The organism is Pedobacter sp. NEAU-ZC8 (genome assembly GCF_059278965.1).
Genome location: NZ_JCAJXC010000005.1, coordinates 108,323 through 127,760, shown reverse-complemented (window position 1 = coordinate 127,760; position 19,438 = coordinate 108,323). Strand labels below are relative to the sequence as shown.

Below are 19,438 nucleotides of genomic sequence, written 5' to 3'. Positions count from 1 at the left end.
TTAATTTTAGTAAGAAAATAGACCAATGGCGATATATAGATTTAAGGTAAGCTTTGAAGATTTTGATGAGGTAGTGCGCGAAATTGATATTAAGTCAAACCAGACTTTTGAAGATTTACATAAGGCCATTCACCAGTCTACAGGCTATAATCCAGAGAAATCGTCTTCATTTTATATCAGTACTGATCACTGGATCAAAGGTGATGAGATTGCTTATCTGCCAAATCAGCGTAAGGTTGACCGTGGCGTAGCGCTAATGGAAAATTCTAAGCTTAGCAGTTTCATTGAAGATCCACACCAGAAATTTTACTACATCTATAACTTTGATCGCCCTTTTGATTTCCATGTGGAATTGATAAAGATCATCCTGCAGGCAGATCCTAATTTGCAGTACCCTGCCATTATCAAAAAGATCGGCGAAGCACCAAAGATCATTGATAAGAACAACTTCGGCCAGGTGGCGGTATCCAGCAATCCGGTGTCTAACGACTTCGATTTTCTTAACGAGATGAACTTCGTTCCGGAAGATACTGAAGAGATCGAAGCGATGGATGGTCGTGGTATTAGTGCCAGTCAAACTGATGACGACGATCATGAAGATGACAGCGATACGGATGAATTCTCAGATGATGAAAATTATGAGGATGAAACCTACGACGATAAAGAAGACTATTAATGCCCACAGATGGCATTGTCTAAAACATTAATTTCTATTGTTGGCCCTACGGCTGTCGGCAAGACGGCCCTGGCCATTCAAGTGGCGCAGCACTTAGGTACCGAGATTATCTCTGCAGACTCCCGGCAGTTCTTCAAGGAAATGGAGATCGGGACCGCAAAGCCTTCTGCGGAGGAACTATCTGCTGCGCCTCATCACTTCATCAACTCCCACCACATCACGGAATTCTTCTCCACCGGCGACTTTGAAATACAGGTCATGGAGCTTTTAGGCGACCTGTTCAGAGAAAAGGACCAGGTGGTGATGTGTGGCGGTTCCGGGCTCTATGTAAATGCCGTGCTAAACGGACTGGACGAACTGCCGGCGACTGACCTTTCCATTCGTGCTGCGCTAAACGACCGGTTCCAGTCCGAAGGACTTGAGGGCATAAAGGCCGAATTGGCGAGTCTCGACCCTGAATACTACGCTCAGGTTGACCAGTACAACACCCAACGCCTCGTCCGCGGACTGGAGTTTGTGTTATCAACTGGAAAGAAGCTATCTTCTTTTCAGCAGAACAGCAAGAAGGTAAGACCATTTAACATTTTAAAAATCGGGCTTAATAAAGACCGCCAGGCGCTGTATAATCAGATTAACAGGCGTGTGGACCAGATGATGGACTTGGGTTTGTTAGAAGAGGTAAAAAGACTTCTGCCCTACCGCGAGTTGAATGCCCTGAAAACTGTTGGTTATGCCGAGCTATTCGAGTACCTGGATGGTAACTGCAGCTTAGCGGAGGCTGTGGATAGGATTAAACAGAATACCAGGCGTTTTGCTAAAAGGCAGCTTACCTGGTTTAGAAGGGATGAAGAAATCAAGTGGTTTGAACCGGAGCAAACCACTGAAATCCTTGCTTATATTGATCATTACAGATCAAGTCAATGATACGATTAGTAGCACAAACGACTAATGCAACAGCTTTAAGCCTGTGCAGTTGGTCCGCCGAAGCCCATTGGCAATACCGGTGGCTCCTGTGTTTTAATCCTTCCATGTAAAGCTTCATATTTCTCTACATTGTCCTGCATGGCCTCTACAAGCCTCTTCGCATGCTCTGGTGTAAGAATAATCCTGGATTTTACCCGTGCTTTAGGTACTCCAGGCATCACCCTGATGAAGTCTAATACGAACTCGGTGTTGGAATGCGTGATGATGGCCAGGTTGGAGAAGATACCCTCTGCAACTTCTTCTGACAATTCTATATTTAGCTGGTTTTCGTTGTTTTGCTCTTCCATATAACAAAACTACCTTTTTAATATTACAGGAAACAAGGTTTAAAAGATTATTCAAAAAAAAATCCCCCGACATTACTGAAGGGGGATTTAATATGATTATAGAAGATATTAAGCTTCTACTTCTTCTTGTTTTGAAGCCAACAACTTGTCGTATTCTTCTTGAGACCCCACAATGATACGCTCGTAGCCACGTACACCGGTACCTGAAGGAATCAAGTGACCAACGATAACGTTTTCTTTTAAGCCTAACATATGGTCACGTTTACCTGCGATAGCTGCCTCATTCAATACTTTGGTCGTTTCCTGGAAGGAAGCTGCAGAGATGAATGATTTAGTACCTAGGGATGCACGTGTGATACCCTGAAGGATAGAACTTGCAGTTGCAGGTCTTGCATCACGTACCGTGATCTGTTTCATATCCTTACGTTTCAACTGAGAGTTTTCGTCTCTTAGTTTACGCATAGATAAGATCATACCTGGTTTAACGGTTTCTGAATCACCAGCGTCTACAACAACTTTCTTATCATAGATCTCGTCATTCTCTACCATGAAATCCCAACGGTCTACAGAGTTATTTTCTAAGAAAATAGTGTCTCCCGGATCCTCGATGTGAACTTTCTGCATCATCTGGTGAACAATCACCTCGAAGTGCTTATCGTTAATTTTCACACCTTGTAAACGATAAACCTCTTGTACACCATTTACCAGGTATTCCTGTACAGCTGCAGGTCCTTTGATTGCAAGGATGTCAGCAGGTGAGATCGAACCATCAGACAGAGGCATACCCGCTTTGATGAAGTCATTATCCTGTACAAGGATGTGTTTCGACAACGGTACAAGGTATTTTTTAACCTCACCATCTTTAGATTCAATGGTGATCTCGCGGTTACCACGTTTCACACCACCTAAAGTTACCACACCATCAATCTCTGTTACTACAGCAGGGTTGGATGGATTACGTGCTTCGAACAACTCGGTTACACGTGGAAGACCACCCGTAATATCTCGTGTTTTTCCGCTTGTACGTGGAATCTTAACTAAGATCTGACCTGGTTTAACAGTATCACCTTCGTCAATCGCAATGTGTGCACCTACCGGAATGTTGTATCCACGGATCAGCTCACCTTTTTTATCCACTACTCTTACAGAAGGGTTTTTAGTTTTATCCCTGGTATCGATAATTACTTTCTCACGGTGACCAGTTTGCTCATCTGACTCCTCACGGAAGGTTACACCTTCAACGATGGCATCAAACTCGATCTTACCAGCGAACTCGGAGATGATAACTGCATTATATGGATCCCACGAACAGATCTTGTCGCCTTTGGTGATTTTCGCACCGTCTTCAACAAATAAGAATGAACCGTAAGGGATGTTATTGGTCATTAGAACCTTGTCAGTTCCTGGCTCAATAATCTTAAACTCACCTGAACGACCTAATACAACTTGTTGTACACCGTCTTCAGTTTCATTCTCTACTGTACGTACGTTTTCAAACTCGATCACACCATCAAACTTAGCAACTACCTGAGATTCGGCAGCAATGTTTGATGCAGTACCACCGACGTGGAACGTACGAAGTGTAAGCTGTGTACCCGGCTCACCGATAGACTGTGCAGCAATTACACCTACAGCCTCACCTTTTTGAACACGTTTACCAGAGGCAAGGTTACGTCCGTAACACAATGCACATACACCGCGTTTATTCTCGCAGGTTAATACCGAACGAATTTCAACACCTTCAATTGGAGATTCTTCGATCGCTTTAGCAATGTCCTCGTCAATGTCCTGACCAGCAGCTACCATAAGCTTTCCATCTACAGGGTTGTAAACATCATGCAGGGAAATACGACCTAAGATCCTGTCATATAACGGCTCAACGATATCCTCGTTATCTTTAAGGGCAGTAGTATACATACCTCTCAAAGTACCGCAATCTTCAGAATTCACAATCATATCCTGTGCAACGTCATGCAGACGACGGGTCAAGTAACCAGCATCAGCTGTTTTCAAGGCCGTATCCGCCAAACCTTTACGCGCACCGTGGGTAGAGATGAAGTACTCTAATACCGATAGTCCTTCTTTAAAGTTTGAAAGGATCGGGTTTTCAATAATTTCACCACCAGAACCAGATTTTTGTGGCTTAGCCATCAAACCACGCATACCGCAAAGCTGACGAATCTGCTCTTTGGAACCACGGGCTCCGGAATCAAGCATCATGTATACAGAGTTGAAGCCCTGGTTATCGCTCGATAACTGCGTCATCACGAATGATGTTAAACGGTTATTAATGCGGGTCCAGATATCAATGATCTGATTGTAACGCTCGTTGTTGGTAATGAATCCCATGTTATAGTTATTCCTTACTTCTTCAACTTCCGCTGATGCCTGCTCTAATAATGTATGTTTTTCAACAGGGATGTTAACATCCTGAAGGTTAAATGATAGTCCACCACGGAATGCCATTTGGAAACCTAGTTCTTTGATATCATCCAAGAACTTGGCTGCACGTGCCATACCCGTAACTTTTACTACGTGACCAATGATATCTCTAAGAGATTTCTTAGTCAATAGTTCGTTGATGTAACCTACTTCTTCCGGTACCATTTGGTTAAACAATACACGACCTACAGTAGTGTCAATCAATTGCATCTTAATCGATCCATCTTCCTGTTTAACGTTCGCTTTTACTTTGATGAAAGCATGTAAGTCGATGCGTTTCTCGTTGTAAGCGATGATAACCTCTTCAGATGAATAGAAGATTGAACCCTGACCTTTAACCACGCGGGTCTCATCAGTTTTACGGCCTTTAGTAATGTAGTAAAGACCCAAAACCATATCCTGAGAAGGTACTGTAATCGGGGTACCGTTCGCTGGGTTAAGGATGTTATGGGCAGCAAGCATCAAGACTTGGGCTTCCAAAATAGCTGCATGACCTAAAGGTAAATGCACGGCCATCTGGTCACCGTCAAAATCCGCGTTGAATGCTGTACAAACAAGTGGGTGTAATTGGATCGCCTTTCCTTCAATTAGTCTTGGTTGGAAAGCCTGGATACCCAACCTGTGTAACGTAGGTGCACGGTTAAGCAATACAGGGTGACCCTTTAATACGTTTTCCAGAATATCCCAAACTAATGGATCTTTTCTATCAACAATTTTCTTAGCAGATTTAACCGTCTTCACAATACCACGTTCAATCATCTTACGAATAATGAACGGTTTGAAAAGCTCGGCTGCCATATCTTTAGGTAAACCACATTCGTGTAACTTCAGGTTAGGACCTACAACAATTACCGAACGAGCAGAATAATCCACACGTTTACCCAACAAGTTCTGACGGAAACGACCTTGTTTACCTTTCAGGATATCTGAAAGTGATTTCAAAGCACGGTTTCCTTCAGTCTTAACGGCGTTTACTTTACGTGAGTTATCGAATAACGAGTCAACAGCTTCCTGCAACATACGTTTTTCGTTACGTAAAATTACCTCAGGCGCTTTGATCTCGATCAAACGCTTAAGACGATTGTTACGGATAATCACACGACGATACAAATCGTTCAAATCTGAAGTCGCGAAACGGCCACCTTCCAATGGAACTAATGGACGTAACTCAGGCGGGATCACAGGAACAATCTTGATAATCATCCATTCAGGATTGTTCTCAATACGTGTTCTTGCACCACGGAAAGCTTCAACAACCTGTAGACGTTTCAAAGCTTCGTTTTTACGTTGCTGAGAAGTCTCAGTTGCTGCCTGGTGACGCAGGTTGTAAGATAAAGTATCTAAATCAATACGTTTCAACAAGTCTTCCAAAGCTTCAGCACCCATCTTAGCGATGAATTTGTTTGGATCCTTGTCATCAAGGTACTGGTTTTCTTTTGGTAACTTATCTAAGATATCCAGGTATTCTTCCTCCGTAAGGAAGTCCATGTGCTGGATGCCTTCTTCTGCCATAAAACCAGGCTGAATAACTACATAACGCTCGTAGTAAATGATCAGGTCTAATCTTTTGGTTGGAAGTCCTAATAAGTAACCGATTTTGTTAGGCAATGAACGGAAGTACCAGATATGCGCAACAGGCACAACAAGGTTGATGTGGCCCATACGCTCTCTACGTACTTTCTTTTCCGTAACCTCAACACCACAACGGTCACAAACAATACCTTTATAACGGATACGTTTGTACTTACCGCAATGACATTCGTAATCTTTTACCGGGCCGAAAATACGCTCGCAGAACAAACCATCACGTTCAGGCTTGTAAGTACGGTAGTTAATCGTCTCAGGTTTTAAGACCTCACCACTTGAACGCTCCAAAATAGCCTCAGGCGAAGCCAGGCTAATGGTGATCGAGGTGAAATTGCTTTTTAATTTATTATCCTTTTTGTAAGACATAGCTTTTTTGAGTTTTAAGTGATAAGCTTAAAATGGTACGCCTCGCAGCGTACCATTCTTTCTTAAAACTTTTAGTCTAACGTAATATCCAAACCTAATCCACGTAGCTCATGTACCAATACATTGAATGATTCCGGTACACCTGGTGTAGGGAGGTTCTCTCCTTTCACAATGGCTTCATAAGTTTTCGCTCTACCAATAACATCATCCGATTTAACGGTTAAGATCTCTTGTAGAATGTTGGCTGCACCAAATGCTTCCAGTGCCCAAACCTCCATCTCACCAAAACGCTGACCACCAAACTGTGCTTTACCACCCAGAGGTTGTTGTGTAATTAATGAGTATGGTCCGATTGAACGTGCGTGCATCTTATCATCAACCATGTGACCCAGTTTCAGCATGTAGATAATACCTACTGTAGTTGGCTGGTCGAAACGCTCACCTGTTAAACCGTTGTATAAATAGGTTCTTCCTGTTGCAGGTACACCAGCTTTGGCGATCCACTCTTCAACCTCATGTAACTTCGCACCATCAAAGATTGGAGTCGCGAATTTCACGCCCAGTTCTTTACCAGCCCAAGCCAATACAGTTTCATAGATCTGTCCAAGGTTCATACGTGAAGGTACACCCAGTGGGTTCAACACGATATCAACCGGTGTTCCGTCTTCAAGGAACGGCATATCTTCATCACGAACGATACGGGCAACGATACCCTTATTACCGTGACGACCAGCCATCTTATCCCCTACTTTCAATTTACGCTTTTTAGCAACATAAACCTTAGCCATTTGTACAATACCTGATGGCAACTCATCACCAACAGAGATGGCGAATTTGTCACGCTTGTATGCACCAAGCTCTTCGTTTACGCGGATACCATAGTTATGGATCAACATTTTGATCTGCTCGTTTTTGTCATCATCAGTAGTCCATTTGTATGGATTGATGTGCGCATACTCCAGATCAGCTAAACTTTTCTGCGTAAACTTCGCTCCTTTAGGGAACAACAGCTCCTTGTAAACATTGTAAACACCTTGTGAGGTCTTACCATTTACAATCTGGAACAATTTGTCTACCAGCTCATTTTTAAGGTTAGTTGTTGCCAATTCATATCTCTTGTCTAATTTTTCTATAGCAGATTTTTCTTCCGCTTTAGAAGTTTTCTTAGCTCTAGAGAACAACTTGGTATCAATTACCACACCTTTAATAGATGGAGGTGTTTTAAGCGATGCATCTTTCACATCACCAGCTTTATCTCCAAAAATCGCACGAAGTAATTTCTCTTCCGGAGAAGGATCAGACTCGCCTTTAGGTGTGATCTTACCGATTAGGATATCACCTTCTTTAACCTCAGCACCGATACGGATAATACCGTTCTCATCTAAATCTCTGGTTGCTTCTTCAGAAACGTTAGGGATATCTGGTGTTAACTCCTCTTCCCCACGTTTAGTATCACGCACCTCTAATTCAAACTCCTCAATGTGAAGTGAAGTAAAGATATCTTCTCTAACAATACGCTCGTTAATTACGATCGCATCCTCAAAATTGTATCCTTGCCAAGGCATGAAAGCTACTTTTAAGTTTCTTCCTAATGCCAGCTCACCATTTTCGGTTGCATATCCCTCGCAAAGTACTTGTCCTTTAACAACACGCTGACCTTTCTTAACGATAGGCTTCAAGTTGATACAAGTATTCTGGTTGGTTTTCTTGAATTTAATTAATTTATAAGTCTTGCTGTCACCTTCAAAAGAAACTAAACGATCTGCATCGTTACGCTCATATTTAATAGTGATCTCGTTAGCATCAACATATTCTACAACACCATCACCTTCAGCATTGATCAAAGTTCTGGAGTCACGGGCAACGCGACCTTCCAAACCTGTACCAACGATTGGTGCTTCAGGACGTAACAATGGTACAGCCTGACGTTGCATGTTCGATCCCATCAAAGCCCTGTTCGCATCATCATGCTCCAGGAAAGGAATCAACGAAGCAGCGATTGAAGTAATCTGATTCGGCGCTACGTCCATTAAGTCTAATTTCTCAGGCTCAATAACCGGGAAGTCACCCTCGTAACGTGCTTTAACACGTGAGGTAGTGAAGTTACCTTTATCATCATACTCCGCATTTGCTTGCGCGATGGTTTTACCATCCTCATCTTCAGCAGATAAGTAAACAACCGGCTCATCAACAGAAACCACACCGTCAACTACACGTTTGTATGGCGTCTCAATGAAACCAAGGTTATTGATCTTCGCGTGAACGCAAAGCGATGAAATCAAACCAATGTTTGGTCCCTCTGGCGTTTCGATGGTACACAAACGACCGTAGTGCGTATAGTGAACGTCACGAACCTCGAAACCTGCACGCTCACGTGAAAGACCACCTGGACCTAAAGCTGATAAACGACGCTTGTGCGTGATCTCTGCCAATGGGTTAGTTTGGTCCATGAACTGAGACAACTGGTTGGTACCGAAGAAAGAGTTAATAACCGACGATAAAGTACGGGCATTAATCAAATCTGTAGGTGTAAAAACCTCATTGTCGCGAATGTTCATACGCTCGCGGATGGTACGGGCCATACGTGCTAAACCAACACCAAACTGGGCGTATAACTGCTCACCTACGGTACGAACACGACGGTTCGACAAGTGATCGATATCATCCACCTCTTCTTTGGAGTTGATCAATTTGATCAGATACTTAACAATCGCAATGATATCTGCTTTTGTCAATACCTTCACGTGCTCCGGGGTATCCATTTTCAGTTTCCTGTTGATGCGGTAACGACCTACATCACCAAGGTCATAACGTTTGTCTGAGAAGAACAAACGCTCAATGATACCTCTTGCAGTTTCCTCATCAGGTGGTTCTGCGTTACGCAAAGCACGGTAGATGTTTTCAACAGCCTCTTTTTCAGAGTTTGAAGTATCTTTCTGTAAAGTATTATATATGATGGTATAATCAGCCTGGCTGGCGCCGTCCTCTTTAGATAAGATGATTGTTTTCACGCCAGCATCGATGATCATATCGATGTGATCTTCTTCTAAAACAGTATCCCTGTCTAAGATAACTTCGTTACGATCTATTGACACAACCTCACCGGTATCCTCGTCAACAAAATCTTCAACCCATTTTCTAAGAACCCTTGCAGCAAGTTTACGACCGATGTATTTCTTCAAACCAGACTTGCTAACTTTTACTTCGTCAGCTAAATCAAACAGTTCTAAGATATCCTTATCAGAGTCATAACCAATAGCACGCAATAAAGTGGTTACCGGGAATTTTTTCTTACGGTCGATGTAGGCATACATTACGTTGTTAACGTCTGTAGCAAACTCGATCCATGATCCTTTGAAAGGAATTACACGGGCAGAATAAAGCTTGGTACCGTTAGTGTGACGGCTTTGGCCAAAGAACACACCTGGAGACCTGTGTAATTGAGAAACAATAACACGCTCTGCGCCGTTGATAACGAATGTACCCTTAGGGGTCATGTAAGGTATAGTACCTAAGTATACATCCTGAATAATGGTTTCAAAATCTTCGTGCTCCGCGTCGTTACAAGAAAGCTTTAACTTAGCCTTCAACGGAACACTATAAGTCAATCCACGGTCGATACACTCAGGTATATCATAACGCGGTGGATCGATAAAATAATCTAGAAATTCAAGAACGAAAATATTTCTTGAATCTGTAATTGGGAAGTTCTCCGCAAACACCTTAAACAAACCTTCTGTGTGACGGTTATCTGAAGTGGTTTCGATCTGGAAGAACTCGCGGAACGATTGCAACTGCACATCCAGAAAATCTGGGTAATCTATGATATGCTTACTACGTGCAAAATTTACTCTTTGGTCGACTTTATTTGCCAATGGACTAAAGTTAATTTACTTTAAGAATAAACTATTTGTTTGGTTTGCCGTTATACATTTTCATCAACCAAGCAAAATGAAAAGTTTATAAACAGGTATAGACTCCGACTATTCAGTCGGAGTCTATATTAAAATGTGGTTAAATTAAGTGATTACTTAATTTCAACTACAGCTCCAGCTTCTTCAAGTTGTTTTTTCAACGCTTCAGCTTCGTCTTTAGCAACACCAGCTTTAAGTTCTTTTGGAGCACCATCAACTAAATCTTTAGCTTCTTTCAAGCCTAGACCAGTTAAGTCTTTCACCAATTTCACAACTGCTAATTTAGCACCACCAGCTTCTTTCAATATTACATCAAAAGTAGTTTTTTCTTCTGCAGCCGGAGCAGCATCAGCAGCAGGGCCTGCAACAGCAACTGCAGCAGCAGCTGGTTCAATACCATACTCGTCTTTCAAGATTTGAGCTAATTCGTTAACTTCTTTAACTGTTAAGTTTACTAATTGCTCAGCAAACGCTTTTAAATCTGCCATTTTTATAGATTTTAAAAATTTACGTAAAATAATTTATTATAATATGAAACTTATCAGGTGTTCCTTAACCTTCTCTTTCTTGAAGAGTTTTAACAATTCCTGCAATTTTGCCACCGCTTGATTTTAACGCTGAAATAACGTTTTTAGCAGGTGATTGTAATAATCCAACGATGTCTCCGATAAGCTCTTCTCTCGATTTGATGTTTACCAAAGCATCTAAGTGGTTATCACCAACGTATACCGAAGCATCGATATAAGCTGCTTTTAACACTGGTTTATCAGATCCTTTTCTCAACGCTTTGATCAGCTTAGCTGGACCATTGCTTTGTTCTGAGAATAATAATGCTGACTGACCTTTTAGTGCTGCAAAGATCTCTGATGCATCGCCATCTAATCCTTCAATCGCTTTTCTGATTAAAGAGTTTTTAGCTACCTGCATTTCAATCCCGCTCTCAAAACATTTGCGGCGGATATTATTCACTTTTGCAACTGTCAATGCTGAAGTATCTGCAATATAGAAATTGCCATACTGTTGCATTTTAGCTTGCAGAGTTGAAACTAGTTCGTGTTTTTCTTCTCTGTTCATAATTAGATCCCCGCTACTGATTTAGTTTCGATTGCAATTCCAGGACTCATTGTTGAAGAAACGTGAATGCTCTTGAAATAAGTTCCTTTTGCAGCAGATGGTTTTAATTTCGAAATTACCTGAAGTACTTCTAAAGCATTTTCATATATTTTCTCTGCTGGGAATGATACTTTTCCTATCGAAGCATGAATGATTCCAGTTTTGTCAACTTTAAAATCGATCTTACCTGCTTTTACCTCATTAACTGCTTTACCAACTTCATTGGTTACAGTTCCTGATTTAGGGTTTGGCATAAGGTTACGTGGACCTAAAACGCGGCCCAGTTTACCTACTTTTGCCATACACGCAGGAGTAGTGATAATAATGTCAACATCTGTCCATCCACCTTCAATCTTAGACACATATTCATCTAAACCGACGAAATCTGCACCTGCCGCTTTAGCCTCTTCTTCCTTATCAGGATTACAAAGAACTAATACACGTACAGTTTTACCTGTACCATGTGGTAAAGTAGCAATACCACGTACCATTTGATTGGCTTTACGTGGATCTACGCCCAAAGATACATCAATATCTACTGATGCATCAAATTTAGTTGTAGTAATTTCTTTTACCAAAGCAGCCGCATCCTGTAAAGAATACGTTTTACCAGATTCTAGTTTAGCATGTGCCTTTTTTTGATTTTTTGTTAATTTAGCCACTGTTGTAAACTGTTTTTTGTTAATTAATTTGTCCAGGGCGCATCACCGCTAACGGTGATTCCCATACTGCGTGCTGTACCGGCAACCATACTCATTGCCGACTCGATAGTAAATGCATTTAAATCTGACATCTTATCTTCAGCAATCGATCTAACCTGATCCCAAGTCACCGAACCAACTTTTTTACGGTTGGGCTCAGCAGAACCACTCGTTAATTTAGTTGCATCTTTTAACTGGATAGCAACCGGAGGGGTTTTGATGATGAATTCGAAAGACTTGTCAGCATAAACAGTAATTACAACTGGTAATACTTTACCGGGCTTATCTTGGGTACGAGCATTGAATTGCTTGCAAAACTCCATGATGTTAACACCTTTAGCACCCAATGCAGGTCCTACCGGTGGCGAAGGATTTGCAGCTCCACCCTTGATTTGTAATTTAACAAGCGCACTGACTTCTTTTGCCATTTTCTGTTTTGTTAATTTGAATACTCAATGTTATTTTTGGAAGCAAGTAACATTTAAGGCTTTTATGATAGTAGTAATCCCTCGAGATTACTCTTTTTCGACTTGCATATAGTTAAGTTCAAGCGGTGTTTTACGGCCGAAAATCTTAACCATTACTTTTAATTTTTTCTTTTCTTCGTTTACTTCTTCAATAACGCCGGTAAATCCGTTAAATGGTCCGTCCATTACTTTAATGTTTTCACCTACATAGTAAGATACACTCATCACCTCACTTTGCTGGCTCATCTCGTCAACCTTACCTAAAATGCGGTTAACTTCTGCCTGACGCATTGGAACCGGAGTACCATTTTTGTCACCCAGAAATCCGATAACACTATTTACACCTTTTATAACGTGTTCAAGCTCACCATCCAGTTGAGCTTCGATTAACACGTAACCAGGGTAGAAGTTACGTTCTTTGGCTATTTTCTTGCCCTCTTTCATTTGGTAGTATTTCTCCATGGGGATCAATACTTGAGGAACTCTTTCAGAAAGACCTAAACGGCTGATTTCAGAATCGATATACTGTTTTACCTTCTTCTCTTTTCCACTAACAGCCCTAACCACATACCACTTTAACTGATCGTCCATTCTAGCTTATTAATTTGAGAGTGATTTATAAAAAGTATCCAGTACAAATACAGAACCCTTATCCATTGCAAAGATAACGATTGCAATGACTAAAGAGGCAACTAAAACCAACATCGCGGAATTTTGCAAATCCCCCCATGTAGGCCAGGTAACCTTTTGGGTCATTTCTTCATACGATTCTTTTACAAACTGAACTACTTTAGCCATTATTCTATTTTTTGCACGGGAACAAGGATTCGAACCCTGATCAAAGGTTTTGGAGACCTCTATTCTACCATTGAACTATTCCCGTGTTTAAAAAAACTTAGTACTTGAATGAGCCAAATTTCGCCGTATCCAAGTACTAAGCTCTATTTTATATCAGATTGCTCCGATAATTATTTTACGATTTCAGTTACCTGACCAGCACCTACTGTTCTACCACCTTCACGGATAGCGAAACGTAGACCTTTTTCCATTGCGATTGCGTTGATCAATTTAACATTGATGGTAACGTTATCACCTGGCATAACCATTTCAGTTCCTTCAGCTAGTGAGATCTCACCAGTTACGTCTGTGGTACGGAAATAGAATTGTGGACGGTATTTGTTGAAGAATGGTGTGTGACGACCACCTTCTGCTTTTGATAATACATAGATCTCAGCTTGGAAATCAGTGTGAGGTGTTACAGAACCTGGTTTACAGATTACCATACCACGACGGATATCAGTTTTCTCAATACCACGTAATAATAGACCTACGTTATCACCTGCTTCACCATAATCAAGGATCTTACGGAACATCTCAACACCTGTTACAGTTGATTTAAGATTTTCTGCACCCATACCCAAGATCTCAACTGGATCACCAGAGTTGATTACACCACGCTCAATACGACCAGTTGCTACAGTACCACGACCAGTGATCGAGAATACATCTTCAACAGGCATTAAGAATGGAAGATCAGTTAAACGTGGAGGAATTGGTACGTAGTTATCTACAGCATCCATTAATTCCATGATTTTAGCAACCCATTTCGGATCACCGTTCAATCCACCTAGAGCAGATCCTTGGATAACTGGAATGTCATCACCTGGGAAATCATAGAAAGATAATAGTTCACGAACTTCCATCTCTACTAGTTCTAGTAACTCAGGATCGTCAACCATATCCACTTTGTTCATGAATACTACCAATGAAGGAACACCTACCTGACGAGCCAATAGAATGTGCTCACGAGTTTGTGGCATCGGACCATCTGTAGCCGCTACAACGATAATAGCACCATCCATTTGCGCCGCACCTGTAACCATGTTTTTCACGTAATCCGCGTGACCTGGACAGTCAACGTGAGCATAGTGACGGTTAGCAGTTGAATACTCAACGTGTGCAGTGTTAATAGTGATACCTCTTTCTTTTTCCTCAGGAGCTGAGTCAATAGAATCAAATGAACGCGCCTCAGATAAACCAGCATCAGATAACACTTTAGTGATAGCTGCTGTTAAGGTTGTTTTACCGTGGTCAACGTGACCGATTGTGCCGATGTTTAAGTGCGGCTTACTGCGGTCAAACTTTTCTTTTGCCATGTTTTTATACTTATTAGTAGGTTAACTTTTATTTTTATTTGTTGTTGTAATTTCAATGCAGAAGACCTTGTTCATGCTGTGTGTTATTACAGATTAACAAAGTCTCTTGTTTCTTTTTTGAGCCAAAGATGGGACTTGAACCCACGACCTCTTCCTTACCAAGGAAGTGCTCTACCGCTGAGCTACTTCGGCTTTTAAATCCTTATGTCCTGCCGAACAGCCCATCCAATTTTAGAGCGGAAGACGAGGTTCGAACTCGCGACCTATAGCTTGGAAGGCTATCGCTCTACCAACTGAGCTACTTCCGCTTCTTAATGGTGGGGAGAGAAGGATTCGAACCTTCGAAGTCTTGCGACAACAGAGTTACAGTCTGTCCCATTTGGCCACTCTGGTATCTCCCCGTATTGAGCCTCCTATCGGGATCGAACCAATGACCTACTGATTACAAGTCAGTTGCTCTACCAGCTGAGCTAAGGAGGCTAATACTATAATTTCACAGAACAAATCCATTTCTTGTTTAGAAGCGAACCGCTGTCCCTGAAATGGAATGCAAATATACACGCATATTTCAACTGTCCAAAACTTTTTTCAAAAAAAAGATTGGCAGTTTTAGTGCTGCCAATCCATTTTTGTCGCTATTAGAAAATATATCCTTAATACTCAGCAACTTCATAAGTCCGTAAAAATTCTTTGTGCTCAAAACTTTTTGCACGATTTTTTGCTTTATGCCTGGTGATTTGTTTAATCAACGACTCGACCGACAAATCCGTAGCCTCTTCAAAGGATTTACATTGTGCTTTTGCAAACATGGTTCCGCCCGGTACATTGAGCTTAATCTCGCAAATTTTGTTTGCCTCATCTTCCACTTTGGCCAGTTTCAGGTAAACTGCCCCACTCACAATCTGGTCAAAATACTGGTCCAGCTTGTTTGCCTTCTTCTGAATAAAGTTTAACAACTTGATGTCTGCATCGAAGCGGATTGATTGAATTGTAATCTTCATGTTTTCCTCCTTTTGTTACGCCTTTGGATGGGCTTGTTTATAAATTGATTTTAGTCTTTCAATAGAATTGTGTGTATAGACCTGTGTGGCCGCCAGGCTGGCATGCCCAAGCAACTCCTTTATCGCATTCAGGTCGGCACCACGGTTCAATAAACTGGTGGCATAAGAGTGCCTTAATATGTGCGGGCTGCGCTTTTCCTGTGTGGACACGAGTGCCAGGTAGTGCTTTACTTTATTATAAACATACTTCGCATATAGCGGCTCGCCTTTGTCGGTAACGAAGAGCGATGCTGTTGCGGTATCAAATTGCTGCAGGTGTTTTAGATCCAGGTAAGCTTTAAGCTGCGCAGATAGCTGTGGCGTAACCGGCACAATGCGCTCCTTGTTCCCTTTACCCAATACACGAACCGTGTGCTCATAGAAGCTTACATCTGTTTCTTTCAAGCTGATTAGCTCCGAAAGTCGCATACCGGTACCGAAAAACAGTTCCATCATCATCTTATCGCGCAGGGATGGGAAACTGTTGTCGAACACAACCTCCGAATCCAGCAGTTCGTCCATCTTCTGTTCATCCACAAACACCGGTAGCTTTTTAGTGATCTTAGGTGCCTTCACAAGCATCATCGGATTACGGGATACCAGGCCCTGGCGTTGCAGGTACTTATAGAAGCTGCGTAAGGTAGAGAGCTTTCGGCCGATAGAACTGGTACCCAGCCCCTGCTCCATCAAGTAAACGATATACTCCCGGGCATGGATATGCTGCACAGCTTCAAAGCTGAGCGCATAGTTGCATCGAATGAAATCTTCAAACTGCAGCAGGTCCTGTGCATAGGCGGTCTGCGTATGAGCGGAGTATTTCTTCTGCTCTGAGATGTATTGTATAAAACGCGCTTTCAACATAATCCCCTGATCTTCGAAATCAAGATACACATTGCCAATTAAAGAACAAAGCAAAAGGCTGATTTAATGAGACGACCCTGGCTGATCTGACCTTAAATCGCTATAATATGGACCAGTTTACGATGTCCTGCCATGATGTATTTTGCTCCATTCCGATCTTCAAAATTCACGAAAATGCGGGCAAATTTCTCCAGCAAACCGGAAGAACCCTAGACAGAAGTGAATTGTCAATTTACATAATCAAAGTACCTTTAACCATTATTTTTCGTTAAATTGCTTGATGAGTCAGGCCTTACTTGATCAAACGGTTATACAGTAAATCAATGGAGTCCAATACGCATCCCTGTCACTGTTGGAATATCGTCTCACAATCCAAAAGAGATGTGGAAGACGAGCAATTTTTCCGGAACTACTTTGACGCCAAAAGGGACTTTCCCGACTTTCCCTTCGTCATCTTTGCAAATGGTGTCCCCAACCCTTTCGAACTGGCACAAATTCAGGGCTTGCCCACAACTTTCCAGAAAACGGCTAGGCCCATTATACTGGTATTGAAACAGCCCCTTAGTGATGTTTCCGATTGTCTGCAAATGCTGATCACCGGAATTGACGACATGGTGGAATGGTCAGGCAGAAATGAGCTTGTTGTCTATTTCGAATCGAAGTATGCGCACAGCAACAGCATTAAAAAGGTACTTGACTCTGCATTCGTAAGAGAGACATTAATAGGCAGCAGCATAATCTGGAATACCTTTCTTTTTGAACTGATAGAAACCATCCTGTTTTCACAGGCACCGGTATTGTTGATTGGTGAATCTGGCACAGGCAAAGAACTAATTTCAAACCTGATCCATACAGTTGATTTGCGGAAAAACAAAAAAAATCTGATCGTCGTAGATTGTACAACCATCGTTGGGGAGCTTTCTGGCAGTGAGCTTTTTGGCCACGAAAGAGGATCGTACACCAATGCGGTTCAGAGCAGAGAAGGTGCTGTTGCCCTGGCAAATGGCGGGACGCTCTTCTTAGATGAGATCGGAGAGTTGCCGCTGAACCTTCAGCCAGAACTATTGCGGGTACTTCAGGAAGGAACATATAAGAAGATCGGCAGCAATACCTGGCAGAAATCATGTTTCAGATTGGTATGCGCTACAAACAGAAATCTCCTGTCGGAAGTTGAACAAGGTCGCTTCCGACAGGATTTATATTTCCGTATTTCCGACTGCCAGCTGCGGGTTCCATCTTTGGACGAGCGACGGGAGGACATCCCTGCCCTTGTCGATTACTTCCTGACGCAATTGTTCGAAGACAAAGAACGCCCGGAACTTGACAAACCTGTTTTGCAGTATTTGCTTAACCGACCATATGTGGGCAATATCCGGGAATTGCGCCAGCTCGTCCAGAGAATGGCTTTAAAACATGTAAGGCACAACAAAATCACCATAGGTGAACTTCCGGCCGCAGACCGGCAACTCGCCAGTGCCACACAAAGGTCCAATAGGCCTCCAGAAAGTATGGAAGCGCTCATCCGTAAGGCCCTGCTTACCGGCGAAGACTGGTGGAAGCTCAAGGATAGAATATCAGAAACAGCCATTGAAGTGGCCCTTGATCTTGAAAATAACAACAAACAAAAAGCAGCAAAAAGACTTGGTGTTGACGTGAGAACCGTTCAGCAATATGTAAAAAAGAAAGTAACAGCCGCCTTGAGCAATCTATAAGTTTATACGCACAGCGCTTTTCCGCTAAACTTTCCCGCCGCAAAACAATGTGTTGGAAACTGACCGGCTTTACTAAGATTATTTAAGGTCCTGACAAACATGGCGGAACCACCACGTGGCGCAACAAACATTCCATTTGGCTTTACAACAGGTCTTCCACTTGAATTGATCACGATATCAAAGCCCCATGTGAAGGCATTTAGCAGGACATTCTTGTTTCCCTTACGCACACCAACCAAGGCAACTTCAGCATTCCAGAACACGCGCTTACCTGCCGTCGCACTTGCCAAACTTCTGCTGGGCTGGTCTTCAAAAAGCAGGTGGTAGCACAAATGATTGTGGGAAGAAGGCCGGTCCATGAAGGCCGTGACCTGTAAATTTGGATCGCCGACACCGGGTTCATTCCAATAATACGGATTATCGGCCACAGCGCCAGATGCAGGAATCGGATCAACATATTTGCTGTATTTTTTAACTGTTCTACCGGTCGTTTGGTTGAGCGTCTGATTCGTTTCTATCACTTGTATCCATCGAAATTGAGGTTTACCTGCAGCATCCACAAATCCAGCCTTTTTAACCGCATCCATATCTGTAATCCTGAAACCCAACTCGATGTGCATGGCTCCTCTGTCGTTTCCTGCTGTTGGAGCCGGCCTGCAAATACTTCCATCTAGGTAACATACCCTGTAGGCTGCAGTCTTCTCTAGAATACCGAGTTTCCGGCCGCCGTAATAGACCACGGTCGACAATGGATATTGTAATTTGGGCAGCAGGTTCATGGTTGCCCAGCTTCTTTTATCAAGTATTCCTGTTGCCGGTAATTTAGCCTTTGCTTGCCAGGTGGCAATTGCACAAGCCAGGTCAGCTTCTGTTACAGCAGCGCCGAGTCTCAATAGCCTTAGCAACTCTGGGATGGCATTTACTTTACCTGAGATGAGGCAGCCCCATCCAATGTCTTTGGCAGCAATCCTGTTTGCTGTGCGCGCGCTGCCAACTTTGGCGGCAGACAACTTTCCACAGGCTGCAGGAGCCACTTCTGAGTATAGTTCATCCTCATAAGAATACTCCTGGAGGATAGATTCGAGTTCGGGAACAAGCTCGAACTCTCTTGATTGACAATTGTTGCACATCT

General features: G+C 42.5%; 16 protein-coding genes and 5 tRNA genes. 3 read left to right on the top strand and 18 right to left on the bottom strand.

The genetic code is table 11. The features are described from left to right. Window positions 1–25 precede the first annotated feature (25 nt). Window positions 26–676 (top strand): IS1096 element passenger TnpR family protein, encoded by a 651-nt coding sequence (locus tag AC5WJX_RS05990; protein ID WP_440427602.1) that lies wholly within the window; start codon window positions 26–28, stop codon window positions 674–676. Between the two features lie 9 nt (window positions 677–685). Continuing rightward, a complete protein-coding gene (miaA, locus tag AC5WJX_RS05985; protein WP_494483768.1) occupies window positions 686–1,600 on the top strand; it encodes a tRNA (adenosine(37)-N6)-dimethylallyltransferase MiaA in 915 nt (304 codons plus the stop codon). 35 nt (window positions 1,601–1,635) lie between these two features. Here the strand turns inward: miaA and AC5WJX_RS05980 are convergent, their stop codons facing one another. The 17 genes from AC5WJX_RS05980 to AC5WJX_RS05900 all read right to left on the bottom strand — a co-directional run bounded on the left by AC5WJX_RS05980 (window position 1,636) and on the right by AC5WJX_RS05900 (window position 16,648). Beyond that, entirely contained in the window at window positions 1,636–1,947 is a 312-nt protein-coding gene (locus AC5WJX_RS05980; protein ID WP_440427606.1) for a DUF3467 domain-containing protein, read from the bottom strand. Between the two features lie 108 nt (window positions 1,948–2,055). Further along, the gene (gene rpoC, locus AC5WJX_RS05975; protein WP_494483767.1) at window positions 2,056–6,342 is read right to left on the bottom strand and encodes a DNA-directed RNA polymerase subunit beta'; all 4,287 of its coding nucleotides are present in this window, start codon (window positions 6,340–6,342) and stop codon (window positions 2,056–2,058) included. A 71-nt stretch (window positions 6,343–6,413) separates the two neighbouring features. Next, complete coding sequence (gene rpoB, locus AC5WJX_RS05970; RefSeq protein ID WP_494483766.1) at window positions 6,414–10,217, bottom strand: DNA-directed RNA polymerase subunit beta; 3,804 nt, start codon at window positions 10,215–10,217, stop codon at window positions 6,414–6,416. A 152-nt stretch (window positions 10,218–10,369) separates the two neighbouring features. Beyond that, complete coding sequence (gene rplL, locus AC5WJX_RS05965; RefSeq protein ID WP_188627861.1) at window positions 10,370–10,744, bottom strand: 50S ribosomal protein L7/L12; 375 nt, start codon at window positions 10,742–10,744, stop codon at window positions 10,370–10,372. A 64-nt stretch (window positions 10,745–10,808) separates the two neighbouring features. Then, window positions 10,809–11,330: a 50S ribosomal protein L10 gene (rplJ, locus tag AC5WJX_RS05960; protein WP_440427611.1), complete on the bottom strand. Its 522-nt coding sequence runs from the start codon at window positions 11,328–11,330 to the stop codon at window positions 10,809–10,811. A 2-nt stretch (window positions 11,331–11,332) separates the two neighbouring features. Next, a complete protein-coding gene (gene rplA, locus AC5WJX_RS05955) occupies window positions 11,333–12,031 on the bottom strand; it encodes a 50S ribosomal protein L1 (protein ID WP_188627863.1) in 699 nt (232 codons plus the stop codon). Window positions 12,032–12,054: 23 nt separating this feature from the next. Then, window positions 12,055–12,498 (bottom strand): 50S ribosomal protein L11, encoded by a 444-nt coding sequence (rplK, locus tag AC5WJX_RS05950; protein ID WP_440427613.1) that lies wholly within the window; start codon window positions 12,496–12,498, stop codon window positions 12,055–12,057. An 87-nt stretch (window positions 12,499–12,585) separates the two neighbouring features. Beyond that, on the bottom strand, window positions 12,586–13,128 hold the full coding sequence (gene nusG / locus AC5WJX_RS05945) for a transcription termination/antitermination protein NusG (protein ID WP_440427615.1): 543 nt from the start codon (window positions 13,126–13,128) through the stop codon (window positions 12,586–12,588). Window positions 13,129–13,137: 9 nt separating this feature from the next. Then, window positions 13,138–13,335 (bottom strand): preprotein translocase subunit SecE, encoded by a 198-nt coding sequence (gene secE, locus AC5WJX_RS05940; RefSeq protein ID WP_440427617.1) that lies wholly within the window; start codon window positions 13,333–13,335, stop codon window positions 13,138–13,140. 14 nt (window positions 13,336–13,349) lie between these two features. Further along, window positions 13,350–13,420: transfer RNA gene (locus tag AC5WJX_RS05935), tRNA-Trp, on the bottom strand. An 85-nt stretch (window positions 13,421–13,505) separates the two neighbouring features. Beyond that, window positions 13,506–14,693 (bottom strand): elongation factor Tu, encoded by a 1,188-nt coding sequence (gene tuf / locus AC5WJX_RS05930; RefSeq protein WP_440427619.1) that lies wholly within the window; start codon window positions 14,691–14,693, stop codon window positions 13,506–13,508. A 120-nt stretch (window positions 14,694–14,813) separates the two neighbouring features. After that, window positions 14,814–14,885 (bottom strand) — tRNA-Thr (locus AC5WJX_RS05925). A 43-nt stretch (window positions 14,886–14,928) separates the two neighbouring features. After that, window positions 14,929–15,001 (bottom strand) — tRNA-Gly (locus AC5WJX_RS05920). Between the two features lie 7 nt (window positions 15,002–15,008). Next, window positions 15,009–15,094, bottom strand: a tRNA-Tyr gene (locus AC5WJX_RS05915). Window positions 15,095–15,100: 6 nt separating this feature from the next. Next, a tRNA-Thr gene (locus AC5WJX_RS05910) sits at window positions 15,101–15,173 on the bottom strand. A 173-nt stretch (window positions 15,174–15,346) separates the two neighbouring features. Continuing rightward, window positions 15,347–15,694 carry a ribosome hibernation-promoting factor, HPF/YfiA family gene (hpf, locus tag AC5WJX_RS05905; RefSeq protein ID WP_494483765.1) on the bottom strand — a complete coding sequence of 116 codons (348 nt, stop codon included), beginning with the start codon at window positions 15,692–15,694 and terminating at the stop codon, window positions 15,347–15,349. A 15-nt stretch (window positions 15,695–15,709) separates the two neighbouring features. Continuing rightward, the gene (locus AC5WJX_RS05900) at window positions 15,710–16,648 is read right to left on the bottom strand and encodes a tyrosine-type recombinase/integrase (protein WP_494483764.1); all 939 of its coding nucleotides are present in this window, start codon (window positions 16,646–16,648) and stop codon (window positions 15,710–15,712) included. 269 nt (window positions 16,649–16,917) lie between these two features. Between AC5WJX_RS05900 and AC5WJX_RS05895 the strand changes: the two genes are divergently transcribed. Then, window positions 16,918–18,306, top strand: coding sequence for a sigma 54-interacting transcriptional regulator (locus tag AC5WJX_RS05895; protein WP_494483763.1), 1,389 nt, complete (start codon window positions 16,918–16,920; stop codon window positions 18,304–18,306). 2 nt (window positions 18,307–18,308) lie between these two features. Here the strand turns inward: AC5WJX_RS05895 and AC5WJX_RS05890 are convergent, their stop codons facing one another. Further along, window positions 18,309–19,436, bottom strand: coding sequence for a hypothetical protein (locus AC5WJX_RS05890; protein ID WP_494483762.1), 1,128 nt, complete (start codon window positions 19,434–19,436; stop codon window positions 18,309–18,311). Between the last annotated feature and the right edge of the window lie 2 nt (window positions 19,437–19,438).

Coding starts and splice junctions, on each gene's coding strand:
- rpoC (WP_494483767.1), bottom strand. CDS start 6,342: ATGTCTTACAAAAAGGATAATAAATTAAAAAGCAATTTCACCTCGATC.
- rplL (WP_188627861.1), bottom strand. CDS start 10,744: ATGGCAGATTTAAAAGCGTTTGCTGAGCAATTAGTAAACTTAACAGTT.
- AC5WJX_RS05890 (WP_494483762.1), bottom strand. CDS start 19,436: ATGTGCAACAATTGTCAATCAAGAGAGTTCGAGCTTGTTCCCGAACTC.
- AC5WJX_RS05895 (WP_494483763.1), top strand. CDS start 16,918: ATGGAGTCCAATACGCATCCCTGTCACTGTTGGAATATCGTCTCACAA.
- AC5WJX_RS05980 (WP_440427606.1), bottom strand. CDS start 1,947: ATGGAAGAGCAAAACAACGAAAACCAGCTAAATATAGAATTGTCAGAA.
- nusG (WP_440427615.1), bottom strand. CDS start 13,128: ATGGACGATCAGTTAAAGTGGTATGTGGTTAGGGCTGTTAGTGGAAAA.
- AC5WJX_RS05990 (WP_440427602.1), top strand. CDS start 26: ATGGCGATATATAGATTTAAGGTAAGCTTTGAAGATTTTGATGAGGTA.
- hpf (WP_494483765.1), bottom strand. CDS start 15,694: ATGAAGATTACAATTCAATCAATCCGCTTCGATGCAGACATCAAGTTG.
- tuf (WP_440427619.1), bottom strand. CDS start 14,693: ATGGCAAAAGAAAAGTTTGACCGCAGTAAGCCGCACTTAAACATCGGC.
- rplK (WP_440427613.1), bottom strand. CDS start 12,498: ATGGCAAAAGAAGTCAGTGCGCTTGTTAAATTACAAATCAAGGGTGGA.
- miaA (WP_494483768.1), top strand. CDS start 686: ATGGCATTGTCTAAAACATTAATTTCTATTGTTGGCCCTACGGCTGTC.
- rplJ (WP_440427611.1), bottom strand. CDS start 11,330: ATGAACAGAGAAGAAAAACACGAACTAGTTTCAACTCTGCAAGCTAAA.
- secE (WP_440427617.1), bottom strand. CDS start 13,335: ATGGCTAAAGTAGTTCAGTTTGTAAAAGAATCGTATGAAGAAATGACC.